The organism is Salinisphaera sp. (genome assembly GCF_002729955.1).
Taxonomy (GTDB): domain Bacteria; phylum Pseudomonadota; class Gammaproteobacteria; order Nevskiales; family Salinisphaeraceae; genus Salinisphaera.
The window spans coordinates 149,306-161,917 of record NZ_PBYA01000027.1; the positions used below are offsets into that span (position 1 = coordinate 149,306).

Annotated in this window: 12 protein-coding genes; 4 read left to right on the forward strand and 8 right to left on the reverse strand. The window is 64.5% G+C overall.

The window, feature by feature from the left end; all coding sequences use genetic code 11:
* Positions 1-73: 73 nt before the first annotated feature.
* From CMN27_RS07215 to CMN27_RS07250, 8 genes are all read right to left on the reverse strand, one after another.
* The gene (locus tag CMN27_RS07215) at positions 74-691 is read right to left on the reverse strand and encodes a TPM domain-containing protein (RefSeq protein WP_293625143.1); all 618 of its coding nucleotides are present in this window, start codon (positions 689-691) and stop codon (positions 74-76) included.
* A 6-nt stretch (positions 692-697) separates the two neighbouring features.
* Positions 698-1,471, reverse strand: a complete 774-nt coding sequence (locus CMN27_RS07220; protein WP_293625144.1) for a TPM domain-containing protein — start codon at positions 1,469-1,471, stop codon at positions 698-700.
* Entirely contained in the window at positions 1,471-2,037 is a 567-nt protein-coding gene (locus tag CMN27_RS07225) for a LemA family protein (RefSeq protein ID WP_348765345.1), read from the reverse strand. The genes CMN27_RS07220 and CMN27_RS07225 overlap by 1 nt, the downstream gene beginning before the upstream one ends.
* A 192-nt stretch (positions 2,038-2,229) precedes the next feature.
* The gene (locus CMN27_RS07230; protein WP_293625148.1) at positions 2,230-2,814 is read right to left on the reverse strand and encodes a VTT domain-containing protein; all 585 of its coding nucleotides are present in this window, start codon (positions 2,812-2,814) and stop codon (positions 2,230-2,232) included.
* A 62-nt stretch (positions 2,815-2,876) separates the two neighbouring features.
* Positions 2,877-3,605 carry a hypothetical protein gene (locus CMN27_RS07235; protein WP_293625150.1) on the reverse strand — a complete coding sequence of 243 codons (729 nt, stop codon included), beginning with the start codon at positions 3,603-3,605 and terminating at the stop codon, positions 2,877-2,879.
* Positions 3,606-3,788: 183 nt separating this feature from the next.
* The gene (locus tag CMN27_RS07240; protein WP_293625152.1) at positions 3,789-4,136 is read right to left on the reverse strand and encodes a hypothetical protein; all 348 of its coding nucleotides are present in this window, start codon (positions 4,134-4,136) and stop codon (positions 3,789-3,791) included.
* A 225-nt stretch (positions 4,137-4,361) separates the two neighbouring features.
* The gene (locus CMN27_RS07245; protein WP_293625154.1) at positions 4,362-4,646 is read right to left on the reverse strand and encodes a hypothetical protein; all 285 of its coding nucleotides are present in this window, start codon (positions 4,644-4,646) and stop codon (positions 4,362-4,364) included.
* Positions 4,647-4,832: 186 nt separating this feature from the next.
* A complete protein-coding gene (locus CMN27_RS07250) occupies positions 4,833-6,209 on the reverse strand; it encodes an MATE family efflux transporter (RefSeq protein WP_293625156.1) in 1,377 nt (458 codons plus the stop codon).
* A 106-nt stretch (positions 6,210-6,315) separates the two neighbouring features.
* Here CMN27_RS07250 and CMN27_RS07255 point away from each other — a divergent pair, with 106 nt between their 5' ends.
* From CMN27_RS07255 to CMN27_RS07270, 4 genes are all read left to right on the forward strand, one after another.
* On the forward strand, positions 6,316-6,744 hold the full coding sequence (locus CMN27_RS07255) for an META domain-containing protein (RefSeq protein WP_293625158.1): 429 nt from the start codon (positions 6,316-6,318) through the stop codon (positions 6,742-6,744).
* 228 nt (positions 6,745-6,972) lie between these two features.
* On the forward strand, positions 6,973-7,767 hold the full coding sequence (imuA, locus tag CMN27_RS07260; RefSeq protein ID WP_293625160.1) for a translesion DNA synthesis-associated protein ImuA: 795 nt from the start codon (positions 6,973-6,975) through the stop codon (positions 7,765-7,767).
* Positions 7,727-9,157, forward strand: a complete 1,431-nt coding sequence (locus tag CMN27_RS07265) for a DNA polymerase Y family protein (RefSeq protein ID WP_293625162.1) — start codon at positions 7,727-7,729, stop codon at positions 9,155-9,157. The genes imuA and CMN27_RS07265 overlap by 41 nt, the downstream gene beginning before the upstream one ends.
* A complete protein-coding gene (locus CMN27_RS07270; RefSeq protein ID WP_293625164.1) occupies positions 9,154-12,258 on the forward strand; it encodes an error-prone DNA polymerase in 3,105 nt (1,034 codons plus the stop codon). The genes CMN27_RS07265 and CMN27_RS07270 overlap by 4 nt, the downstream gene beginning before the upstream one ends.
* The last annotated feature ends 354 nt before the right edge of the window (positions 12,259-12,612 follow it).

Below are 12,612 nucleotides of genomic sequence, written 5' to 3' on the forward strand. Positions count from 1 at the left end.
CTGCCCGCTCGCAGAAAAGCGCTCTAGTCTACCAACTCGCTCCGCAAACGGCTCGCATGCGTGGTGTAACGCGTCACTCGAGCACGATGAGATGGTTGGGCAACTCGTTGCGCTCGTGGGTGGCGGGCACGGCCAGGGCCAGTTTTTCGCCGCAGGCGGCAATGCATTCGGTGAACCCGATCAGCGTCTCGCCAATACGAACACGCGCCGTGAAGGCTTCGACAATCGCCTGCCATTGTTCGTCCGGCACCTGTTCGGAGATGCCGCGATCGACGATGATCTCGACATAGCGCTCGGCCTCCGAGACGAAGATCAGCATGCCGGTGGCGTCCGCCGTATGGTGCAGGTTCTGTTCGAGAAACTGACGCCGGGCGAGATTCGCTGCCCGCCAGTGCCGGACCGGGCGTGGAATCAGGCGCGTGGTCACGCTCGGCAGGCGAAACAGCAATGCCAGCGCAACGAATACGCCCCATTGCAGCAGCAACAGCAGGCGGGCATCGAGCGCCACGGTGAAGAACAGCAGCGCCCCGGGCAGAATCAGCGCCGCCAACCCCGCCCAGAGCAGCGGAATATAGGCATAGTCGTCAGCGCGCTCGGCGAGCACGGTCACCAGCTCAGCGTCGGTATTGCGCTCGACCGCCGTAATGGCGTCGGCCACCTGTTTGCGTTCGTCGTTACTGAGTAAGGTCATTGATCGCTACCACCCGCCAGAGGCGCCGCCGCCGCCGAAGCCGCCGCCGCCTCCGGAAAAACCACCGCCGCCGAAACCGCCGCTGCTGGAGCCGCCAAAACCGCCGCCCATGAGGATCGGCATGCCCATGCCGCGCCGACGCTTGCCGCCGCGCCCACCGCCACCGCCGCTGCCGAACAGCGCGATGATGATCACCAGTAATACGAAGAAGCCGATGCTGTGCAGCACCGACGGCTCGCCGGCTTCACCCCGCGACCGGCGCTCGGGTTCGGCCAGCGGATCGCCGCCGAGCACCTGGATGATGGCCTTGCTACCGCCGACGATCCCCTGGCTGAACTGGCCCTGTCGAAAGGCCGGCGTGATGATGTCGTTGATGATCACCGACGACTGGGCATCGGTGAGCCGGCCTTCCAGGCCATAGCCCACTTCGATACGAACCTTGCGTTCGTCTTTTGCGACCAGCAGCAGCGCGCCGTTGTCCTCGCCGGCCTGACCAATACCCCAGTGGCGGCCGAGTTGATAGCCGTACTCTTCGATCGTCTCCCCGCCGAGATCCGGCAGGGTCACGACCACGACCTGCTCGCCGCTGGCCTGTTCGTGCGCGGCCAGCATGTCGGTGAGCTGCTGCTCGGCGGCGGCATCGATCATGTCGGCGTTGTCGACCACCCGCCCGGTAAGCTCGGGAAACGACGGCGCCGCCCAGGCCACCGCCACCCATAGCCACAGGCCAAGTGCGAGCAGCAGCCGGGCGCGCGTATCGACGGCAGGCAGGCGTCGCATCAGAACTGGACCTGGGGCGCCTGGTCCGCGTTTTCGGCCGTGGCCTCGAAATTGGCATGCGGCTGCATGTCGCTATACAGCAGCGAATGCCAGATCCGGCCCGGGAAGGTACGCAGCTCGGTGTTGTAGCGCTGCACCGCCTGGATGAAATCGCGCCTGGCCACGGCGATACGGTTCTCCGTGCCCTCCAGCTGCGACTGCAGGGCCAGGAAGTTCTGGTTGGATTTCAGATCGGGATAACGCTCGGACACCGCCATCAGCCGGCTCAAGGCACTGCTGAGTTCACCCTGGGCCTGCTGGAACTGCTGCAGCTTCTGCGGATTGTTGAGGATGTCCTCGTCGACCTGGATCGATGTGGCCTTCGAACGGGCCTCGATGACGGCGGTCAGCGTTTCGCGCTCCTGCTGGGCGAACCCCTTCACCGTTTCCACGAGATTGGGTACGAGATCCGCGCGCCGCTGGTACTGGTTTTCCACCTGTGCCCAGGCCGCCTTGACCTGTTCATCGTAGGTCGGAATGTTGTTCACGCCGCAGCCGGTCAAGGAGACCAGCAGTGCGACGAGCATTAAAAGACCGGGCAGACGTTTGTAGGGAATGACGGGAAGCGCCAGCATGAACAGGGACTCCGTGAACGCAATACAGCTATGGTGCGCACTGTACGACAAACGCCGCGCAGACGACATGCGCCTGGCACGCGGTCATTCCATCGGCCCGACATATTGCGCACGCACTATTTCCGGCTATGCCAGTGCCAGGCTTCACTTACCGCCCAGCAGATGCATGGCTACGAGGATCGCTACGATCACCACGAGCACGGCCGTACCGGTGGCCAGGGCATGGCGTTGCCACAGCCGCAGGGCGCGCTCGCCCAGCAACCACACGAGAAGGCCCAGCCCGAAATAGCGCAGGCCGCGCGACAGGCCCACGGCAGCCACGAACAGCGGCAGCGAATAGCCGGCGATGCCGGCCGCCAGCAGGGCGACCTGAAACGGCACCGGCGTGATGCCAATGGTCAGGATCGCCAGAAAACCGTTGTCGGAGAACGTCTGCTCGAACTGTTCATAGGCCTGCTGTGCATCGAGCCATGAAAGCAGGGTCTGGCCCAGCGTATCGAACAGGAAAAAACCGACCGCATAGCCGATCAGCGCGCCCGCGATATTGCCGGCCAGCGCCACCGCGGCCACCCACCACAGCCGACGCGGGCGAGCGAGCATGTAGGGCACCATGATCAGTTCGATGGGCACCGGCATCACCGTGGTCTCGGCGGCCGACAACAGCCCCAGCCAGAGCAGGCCGTAAGGTGAATCCAGAAGTCGATCGACCCATGCACGCGCCCTGTTCATGGTGCGCCGCTCGTCGTGATTCCACCCGCCTCATCGATATTACTGGTCATGCGTTTTTTTGATCAGAACGACAGCTGGATCGAATCCTCGTCCGCGCTAAAGGGCCGCGCCCGGGCCATGGCCATCCAGTGACGGGTTTCCAGCTGATAGTCGTGGCGCTGGGCGGCCCTTGCGATGGTATAGCCGTGCTCGGCGCGCCAGAGGATAACGCCGTATTCGGCCGGGATTTCCTCGACCGTGGCAATGCCTTCGACGATTACGAAATAAACCTCGGCGGCAAGTTCGCGATAGCGTTCAATCTTGGCCGAACGCAGCTCGCCCAGCAGATCGCTGCGGCGCACCTTGATTTCATGCACCTGCGGCGCCAGATGATCCGGGCGCAGGCTGCGGGTAAGCGAGAACACATCCGGCTTGCATGGCGCCCAGCGTGCCTTGTCGGTGGTCGAATCGACGGTATGCACCGACAGCTCGGTGAATACCAGCCGCCCCAACCCCGCCAGATGACGGGCCACGCCGTCGACCACCTGCGCATGGCGGCTGCGCGTACCGCGGTTGTGTACCACCGTATCGCCCAGCGCCGCGCGCCCGGTGTCGGTCAGCCGAAAACAGCTGGCCAGCGCGTTGTCTTCAGCCTCTTCGATCAGCCCCCAACGCAGCAGATCGATATCGATATTGTCGTGACAGGCCCAGCCGTGGCTGCGCCAGTAGTGTCGCAGCCGCGTGCCATGCCGTCGCGGCAATACGCTGGGTCGCTCGTGGGTGCTGGATGGACGTTTGGCGCTTGCGCTCATAGCCTTTTCGGGTAGGCGAGTTGGTCGTGAAAGCGCCGGCGGCCCGCGGGACGATATATCGAGCTGGCACATGCGCCCAGGCCGAACGCCGTGAAACCATGCGGCCTCGAGCCCTGCGGATAGTGTCACATACGAAAATGCCCGACCGAGGTCGGGCATCCAGCATCGATTATAACGGGCTGCTCAATCGGTCGAGCCTTCGGACGTATCGCTTTGTGTGCTGCCGTCGTTCGTATCCGGCGTGCTGTGCGTGCCGGCCCCGTCATGCGACATATGGTCGTCTTCCTTGAGTTCTTCCTTCTGTGCCTTGGTCGCCGGCATTTCACCGGCCTGGGGCACCTGTTCGCCGGTGCGTGTACCGGCCGCCTCATCCGGCACGCTGCGCATGCTTTCGGCCTGGTGTTCGGTTGCGGGCATGGTCGTATCGTTCGCCCTGCCCTGGTCTGCGGCCCATGCCGGCAAAGCGAAGGCACAGCCCATCAGCACAGCACCCAGGCCGGCACGAGCCAGCATATGAGTTGGGTTCGACATCTCTCCTCCTTATGGATAGCGCGGTTTATCGTGATGCCGTATCGCCGCTCGGCGAGCCGGTTCGCCCCCACCGCTCGGGGCTATTCAATGTCGCGCAATCCATCGGCCGCTTCAAGCGGCCCGGGCTTCGTAACAACGAAAACGATACGCATAAAAAAGCCCGGCCTGGGCCGGGCTCCGGGGTTGCTCACGCGCAACGACCGCGACAGGTTGTGCGGAGCTTGCCTAGTGGCTGGCCACACGCATATGCGCGTGATGGACGCCGTTGAGATCGAGCACTTCGATCTGGCTGCGGCTGGCCGGCACGCTCTGATGCGAAGGCGCAGCCGTGGCGTCATCGGTGACTTCGCCATGGCGCAGCATCGCGTTCTGCGATGCCGACATCGGCGTGACGTTGTCCTGGTAGCGGCTCGGCTGCTCGGCGGCGACCGCCGGCACAGAAAAGCCGGCCAGCGTCAGAATGCCGGCAACGAAGGCGTTGCGGCGTTGATTGCGGCGGGTTGTGGACATGGGTCTTCCTCAAAGATGAATGAAAAAACGAAAAAATTGGTTGAGGAAGAAGATTGCCCCGGTTGATCTGTTTTCAATCGTTGCAGTGCAACATTTTTCAAAATCGCCGCAAATCCGCTCGATCTGAAGCTTTTCCACCCTGTTCACGCGTCTTGGTTACAGACGCCTAACGGCCATTGCCGCCTTCTATGACGAGGCGGCGACCGCGGCGGGGCGGGCCTGTTCGGGCATGTCTGCCATGCTGCGGCGGAAGACAAGCCAGGCCATGCTGCCGGCCAGTACGTTGCCCAGCGCCGCGCCCAGGCCGACATAAGGCATCTTTGCGCCCAGCCACACGGCCAGGGCGATACAGGGCAGATAGCAGACGAACAGCCGTGCGAAGGAGATCATCATCGCGCGCAGCGGCCAGCCCAGGGCGTTGGAGGCCGAAACCACGAGCATGCACAGCCCGAGCAGCGCATAGCTCGGCAACATGGCACGAATCAGCCAGGTCAGCGCCTCGCGTACCCCCGCATCGCTGGACAATGCGCCGGCCACCCAGGGCGCGGCCAGCGCCATGACCGTACCCAGAACCAGCTGCCAGACCAGCACGGTCTGAAAGGCAATCGACATCAGCGCACGGATACGCGGCCAGTTGCCGGCGCCGTAGCAATGCCCCAGCCAGGGCGGCAGCGACATGGTCAGCCCCAGCACCAGCATCAGCGACACGGTTTCCAGCCGGCTTGCCAGGCCCCAGGCCGCCACCGCCTGTTCGCCCAGCGAGGCGATCAATGCCGTGGCCGCCATCGCCGACAGGGCCGGCATCAGCTGGCTAAGCATGGCCGGGCCTGCAATTACCGCGAACGGACCGGTCGAGCGACGCATCTCCCCTGCCAGGCCCGTCAGACTCAGCCAGTCGCGTTGGGCCAGGCGCCAGCCCAGCAGCAACAGACCGATCGTGAACGCAGCGGTGGTGGCCCAGGCCGCCCCGGGCAGCCCCAGCCCGTCCCAGCCGCCGATACCGAAGATGAGGATAGGATCGAATATCAGGTTCAGGCCGCTGGTGGTTACCATCAGCAGGCCCGGCAGACGGGTGTTGTTATGCGCGCGAAACAGCGTATAGCCGAAGTACAGCAGGGCCGCGAACCAGTTCGCCAGCAGCTGGACCGGCCAGTACTCGCCAATGAGTTCGAGTGCGTTGTCCTGGGCCCCGAGCTGGCGAAACAGCGGTACATGAAAGACCCACAGCGCGATCGCAAGGCAGCCGATCACCATCGCCCCGCCGAACAACACCAGGCTGCCCAGACGTCGGGCACGCTCAAGCTCGCCCGCGCCCAGCGCCCGCGAGATGAGCGCGGCGATGGCAATGCCCAGCCCGACCTGCACACCGATCATCAGAAAGGTGATCGGAAACGTAAACGACTGTGCGGCCAGAGGGACGGTGCCCAGACGCGCGACAAACGCCGAGTCGACCAGCTGAAAGCCCAGCAGCGACATCACGCCGATCGCCATCGGCCAGGTCTGGGCGAACAGCTGGCGCCGCAGCGTGCCGCTGCTGGCGCTGGTGGAGGATAAATCGCTCAACTAAAGAATCCGCGAATGCGAGAATGCCGCGCGATTCTACGCCATGCCGTCGTCATGCGATGTAGGCTAGGCACCATCGGGATACCACACTGCTGCACGAGGTCTTATGCGCGCTATCCGTTTTTCCTTTCTGGCCCTGCTCATTGCCGTCGCGCTCTTCGGCTGTGCGGGTACGCCGACATTCATGCAGCTGGCCGATACCAAATGGCAGCTGACCCAGCTCGACGGCCAGCCCGTGGATACCCAGTCCATGCGGCGCACGCCCTATCTGTTGCTGCATGCCGATCAGCGCCTCGAAGGTTTCACCGGCTGCAACCGGGTCAACGGCCGCTATAGCGGCAGCGACGACACCCTGCGCTTTGATTCTTTGGCCAGCACCCGCCGCTACTGCAATCAGGGCATGGATATCGAAGAAGCCTTCACGCACGCGCTCGAACGCACCCAGCACGCCGAAATCGACGGCGACAGTCTGGCGCTGATCGACGCCCGGGGCCATATCGCCGCCCGCCTGGCGCGCGACAGCGCCGGCCGCTGAGCCGGCCCGAAAGCGACGCTATCGAATCGATCGCACAGACCTGCGCCACAGGCCCGCTTTCGGGCTGAAAACACGGACCCATGGCAGCAGGACAAGCGCGCCCCATCGTCAGCCCGGCCATACGCCACCCGCACATCAGCTAGCGAAGCGCCGGGCTGACGGGCGTTGGCGCCGCTGAATCGTTTCCGGGGGTAGCCACTGCTGTATTAACTGTATATAAATACAGTTATGAACAAGCAGCCTATCGACAACGTAGATCCGCACGGCCAGCGACTGGCCGCCCATGAAGCCTACTGGCAACGCTTTGGCGTGCATCGGGCCTCACGGCAGGCCGAACTGCCGGCCATGGCCACGGGCTCACCGACGCTGGATCGCCAGCTGCCCGGCGGCGGCTATCCGATCGGCGCCGTCACCGAACTGCTGTGCAAGAACGCAGGGCTGGGTGAGCTGAGCCTGCTGTTGCATGGCCTGGCTCGGCGCATGCGCGAACAGCCCAAGCGCCAGCTCGCCTTCATTGCTCCGCCGCCGACCCTGCAGGCCCCGGCGCTCACCCAGGCCGGTATCGATTGTGCTCGGGTGCCGCTCGTGGCCTGTCGCGACGACAGCGAAAAAGTCTGGTGTGTAGAGCAGATGGCCCGGGCGAATGCGTTTGCCGGCTTCGTCGTCTGGGCCGATCACCTCGATACAACCGCCCTGCGTCGCCTGCAGCTGGCCGCCGAGAAGGCGGCCTGCCCGGTGTTTGTCTATCGTCATATCCGGGCGGCCGCAGAGCGCTCGCCGGCGGCCCTGCGTCTGGCGATCACCGCCGGGGACGGCGGCCAGCGTATCGAGATACTCAAATGCCGAGGCCCCGCCGGCGCACGTATTGCCGGGCTACAGCCCGGTGTCGAATGCGTCTGGCAATTCGAGACACCCCGTGCCGAGCTGGCAGCACTGCGCGCAGGCGCCAGCAACGATATTCCTCAACCCGATCGTGTTCCCCATGTGGCTCGCTCTTCGTCTTCCCCACTGGGCGCTCGATAGCCGCGCCGACGCCAGCGACCGGCCGCCGGGTACCAACCCGACGCTGGTGGTGGCCGAACAGCGCGGCCGGCGTCATGTCGTGGCGGCCGACGCCTGGGCGCTCGAACAGGGCGTACGCCGCGGCATGCTGCTGGCCGATGCACGCATGCGCGTTCCCGAGGCTGCGGTGCTCACACGCCATATTGCCGGCGAAGTCGCCGCGCTCGAACGCCTGGGCGGCTGGGCCTGGCATTACAGCAGCCAGGTCCATATCGCACGGGCCAGCGATCGTATCGAATGCGCACGCGTGGTATTCGAAATCGGGGCCAGCCTGCGTCTGTTCGGCGGTCGCCAGCGCCTGCTCGAACGCGTACGTGCCGACCTCGACCGCATGGGCTATCGCTATACCCTGGGCGTGGGCGACAGCCCGCATGCCGCCCTGGCCTTTGCACGCGCGCCCTCGCCCAAACATCGCGCAAAGGGCCTGGCCGGTCTGCCTCTGACCTGTCTGGATCTGGACGCCCAGACCACGCTATCGCTCAAGGCCAGCGGGCTGCGTCTTGCCGGTGAACTGCTGGCCCTGCCGCCGGGCACCCTGGTACGTCGCTATGGCAAGCACACGCTGGACGAACTGGAGCGTCTGCGCGGGCGCCGGCCACACGGACTGGATTTCTATACCCTGCCGCAACGCTATGGCACCCGTCACGAACTCACCGGCGCGGTGGAAACGACCCAGGGCCTGGTATTCGTGCTGCGGCGCGTGTTCGCCGAGCTGGCCGCGTTTCTGCAGGGCGCGGATGCCACCATCCAGACGCTGCAGCTCAAGCTCATTCACGACGAGCTGCCGCCCACTCGCCTGCTGCTGCGCCTGGCCGCACCCTCGCGTGATGCGGACCATCTGGAGCGCGTCGCCAACGAACGGCTGGCCCGGGTCACGCTGGCGGCACCGGTCCTTGAAATCGCGCTGGCCAGCGATCGCCTGCGTCGTTTCGAACAGGATCAGGACAGCCTGTGGCGCGACCCCGACCATGCCGGTATCGAACAATGGCCGGCCGTGCTCGATCGCCTGCGCGCCCGGCTGGGCCACGAGGCGGTGGGCTGGCTGCATGACGTGGACGACCACCGCCCGGAACAGGCCAGCGCCCGCCATGACCGGCCGGCCACGAGCCATACCCCTGTGTCGGCCCCACGCCCGATGTGGCTGCTCGACGTGCCCGAACGCGCGCCGGCCGAGCTGACCCTGATCGCCGGCCCGGAACGTATCGAAACCGGCTGGTGGGAGCACAGCATCCGGCGCGATTATTTTCGCGCCCGCGACGGCCAGGGGCGCCTGCTCTGGGTCTATCGCGATCTGGCCCATGCCCACAGCAGCGATACGCCGGTCTACTACATGCACGGCCTGTTCGGATGAGCGCGCTCGGCTATGCCGAGCTGTGCTGTGTGAGCGGTTTTTCCTTCCAGCGCGGCGCCTCCACGCCGGAAGAGTTGGTCGCCCGCGCGGCCGAACTCGGCTATCGAGCGATCGCGCTGACCGACGAATGCAGCCTGGCCGGCGCGGTACGGGCCCTGCAGACCGCCGAAGCCTGCGCTATCGATCTGATCCTGGGCAGTCGTTTCACCCTCGACGAGGGCGTGACCGTCGTCCTGCTGGTACGCAACCGCAACGGCTATACCCGCCTGTGCCGGCTGATCACCGATGCCCGGCAACGCGTGGCCAAGGGCGACTACCGTATCGGCCTGGCCGATCTGCAGGCCGATACCCTGGCCGACTGCCGTATTCTGGTCCTGCCTGATTACGACTGTCCGCCCGGCCCCGCGCTGCATCATCTGCTGGCCTGGCTGGCCACCACCTACCCGCGCCAGAGTCATATCGCACTGGCGCTGCATCGACGCGCCGCCGATATGGCGCACCGACGCCGGCTCGATGAACTGCGGGCCCGATACGGCCTGCCGCTGGTCGCGGTGGGCGATGTCCATATGCACCGACGCTCGCGGCGTGCCTTACAGGATGTATTTACCGCCCTGCGTCTGGGCACGACGGTGCACAACGCCGGGCGGGCCTTGTTCGCCAACGGCGAACGCTATCTGCGGCCGCGCTCGACGCTGGCCGCCCTCTATCCCGACGAGACGCTGGCCGCGACCCTGCGTATCGCCGCCGATTGCAGGTTTTCCCTGCGCGAAATCCGCTACGACTATCCTTCCGAAGTGGTGCCGCAGGGCCAGACCGCGCTCGAGCATCTACGCACCCTGGTGGAGCGCGGCTGCCAGCGGCGCTGGCCCGAGGGCACGAATGCCACGATACGTCGCCAGATCGAGCACGAACTCGCGCTGATCGAGGAAAAGAACTATCCGCATTATTTTCTGACCGTTCACGATATTGTCGAAGAAGCGAATCGACGCGGCATTCTCTGTCAGGGCCGCGGCTCGGCCGCCAATTCGGTGGTGTGTTTCTGCCTGGGCATCACCGAAGTGGATCCGCTTCGCCACGACATGCTCTTCGAGCGTTTCATCTCGCGCGATCGCAACGAACCGCCGGATATCGACGTCGACTTCGAGCACGAACGCCGCGAAGAAATCATCCAGTACATCTATCGCCGGTACGGCCGCCAGCGCGCCGCGCTCGCTGCCACCGTCATCCATTATCGACCGCGCAGCGCGATGCGCGACGTCGGCCGCGCCATGGGGCTGAGCGTCGATCAGATCGACACCCTGGCCGGCGCGCTGTCGCGGCGCAGTGATGACGGCAGCCTGGCCGCCCAGCTCGATGAACGCGGTATCGATATCGACACCGACGATCTCGATCGTATTCTCATGCTGGTGGATACGCTCATCGGGTTTCCCCGCCATCTGTCCCAGCATGTTGGCGGTTTCGTGCTTTCCGAAGTGCCGCTGGAGCAGCTGGTGCCCGTGGAAAAGGCGGCCATGCCCGATCGCACCATCATTCAGTGGGACAAGGACGATCTGGAAGCGGTCGGCCTGATGAAGATCGACGTGCTCGCACTCGGCATGCTCAGCTGCCTGCGCCGCTGTTTCGCGCTTATCGAGCGTCATCACGGTCGCCGGCTGACCATGGCCACCATTCCCGGCAAGGACAAGGCCACCTACGACATGATTTCGGCCGCCGATACGGTCGGCGTATTCCAGATCGAGTCGCGTGCCCAGATGACCATGCTGCCGCGGCTGCGCCCCCAGCGGTTTTTCGATCTGGTGGTCGAGGTGGCGATCGTACGCCCTGGCCCGATCCAGGGCGGCATGGTCCATCCCTACCTGCTCAACCGCGAAAAGAAGCGCGAAGAGATCGAATACCCCAGCGAAGCCCTGCGCGGCGTGCTCGAACGCACCCACGGCGTGCCGATCTTTCAGGAACAGGTAATGAAGATCGCCATGGTCGCTGCAAGCTTCAGTGCCGGCGAGGCCGACGGCCTGCGTCGTTCAATGGCTGCCTGGAAGAAGAAAGGCGGCCTCGAGCCCTGGCGCGAACGCTTGAAAAGCGGCATGCGCGCCAACGGCTATGCCGAGGACTTCGCCGATCGGATCTTCGAACAAATCAAGGGGTTCGGCAGCTACGGCTTTCCGGAATCCCATGCCGTGAGTTTTGCCCTGCTCGTCTATGTCTCCTCGTATATCAAATGCCACTATCCGGCCGCCTTCGCGGCCGCCCTGATCAACAGCCAGCCCATGGGTTTCTATGCGCCGGCCCAGATCGTGGCCGATCTCAAGCGACACGGGGTGCAGGTCTACCCCATCGATGTCTGTCATTCCGACTGGGAGTGCACGCTCGAACACGGCAACGACGAAGAAGCGGCTGTGGCCCTGCGTCTGGGCCTGCGCCTGGTCAAAGGGCTTTCCCGGGACGCCGGCGAGCGTATCGTCGCGGCTCGCAGCACCGCTGCGTTCACCCAGGTGGCAGACCTGGTCAATCGGGCCCGGCTGGGCCAGCGCTCCCGCGATGCCCTGGCCCGGGCCGATGCCCTGCGCGGGCTGGCCGGGCACCGCCATCAGGCGCAGTGGCAGATCGCGGCCGCCCATGTGCATGCCGATCTGTTTGCCGGGCTCGACGCGCCCGAACCCGACGTGGATTTACCGGCGCCGAAGGAAGGCAGCGATATCGTGGCCGACTATGCCAGTACCGCCCTGACCCTGCGCCGGCATCCGCTGGCACTGCTGCGCCCGCAGCTGGCCCGCCAGGGCGTGCTCTGTGCCCGCGATTTCGATGCCCTGGCCGATCGTCGTGCCGCCCACGTCGCCGGCCTGGTCACGATCCGCCAGCGCCCGGGCAGCGCCAAGGGCACGACCTTCGTCACCCTCGAAGACGAAACCGGCTGCGTGAACGTGGTCATTCACCGCGACCTGCTCGCCCGCTATCGCGTGGCCGTTACCAGCGCCCGGCTGCTCCGGGTCAACGGCATCATGCAGCGCCATGGGCCGGTCACCCACTGCGTGGCCCGGCATATCGTCGACGACAGTGCTCGACTCGGGAAACTGACCACTTGGTCCCGCGATTTCCATTGAACAGCAGAACCTTATCCGACTCATCGCGAAACAGCAGCAGAATAATCTATCCACAGATTACGCTGATTTCATAGATTAACCAGAATGGGAACAGCTCGCACCAACTTTAACAATTATATATAAATATCTGATTATAAATTCATTTTTATATAAAACATCTTTTAATGTTGTCCGTTGGCCGTGTCAGTAGCTAACGAGCGTACATCCTCAAGGACAAACGCCTGCATGGCGTGTCGAGCACCACTCGACACGAACTCAGAAAACAGGCCGTCCGATTGGACATTTTTTATTAAGTGCTCTTAGCGTTCATTTGCGGACAGACACGCATTCCGGGCGCGACCCATGCTATCTCAC

Excerpts from the sequence above, each read along its gene's own strand:
- CMN27_RS07245 (WP_293625154.1), bottom strand. The coding sequence starts at position 4,646 with ATGTCCACAACCCGCCGCAATCAACGCCGCAACGCCTTCGTTGCCGGC.
- CMN27_RS07265 (WP_293625162.1), top strand. The coding sequence starts at position 7,727 with ATGTGGCTCGCTCTTCGTCTTCCCCACTGGGCGCTCGATAGCCGCGCC.
- CMN27_RS07225 (WP_348765345.1), bottom strand. The coding sequence starts at position 2,037 with ATGCTCGTCGCACTGCTGGTCTCCTTGACCGGCTGCGGCGTGAACAAC.
- CMN27_RS07220 (WP_293625144.1), bottom strand. The coding sequence starts at position 1,471 with ATGCGACGCCTGCCTGCCGTCGATACGCGCGCCCGGCTGCTGCTCGCA.
- CMN27_RS07215 (WP_293625143.1), bottom strand. The coding sequence starts at position 691 with ATGACCTTACTCAGTAACGACGAACGCAAACAGGTGGCCGACGCCATT.
- CMN27_RS07230 (WP_293625148.1), bottom strand. The coding sequence starts at position 2,814 with ATGAACAGGGCGCGTGCATGGGTCGATCGACTTCTGGATTCACCTTAC.
- CMN27_RS07255 (WP_293625158.1), top strand. The coding sequence starts at position 6,316 with ATGCGCGCTATCCGTTTTTCCTTTCTGGCCCTGCTCATTGCCGTCGCG.
- CMN27_RS07240 (WP_293625152.1), bottom strand. The coding sequence starts at position 4,136 with ATGTCGAACCCAACTCATATGCTGGCTCGTGCCGGCCTGGGTGCTGTG.
- imuA (WP_293625160.1), top strand. The coding sequence starts at position 6,973 with ATGAACAAGCAGCCTATCGACAACGTAGATCCGCACGGCCAGCGACTG.
- CMN27_RS07235 (WP_293625150.1), bottom strand. The coding sequence starts at position 3,605 with ATGAGCGCAAGCGCCAAACGTCCATCCAGCACCCACGAGCGACCCAGC.
- CMN27_RS07270 (WP_293625164.1), top strand. The coding sequence starts at position 9,154 with ATGAGCGCGCTCGGCTATGCCGAGCTGTGCTGTGTGAGCGGTTTTTCC.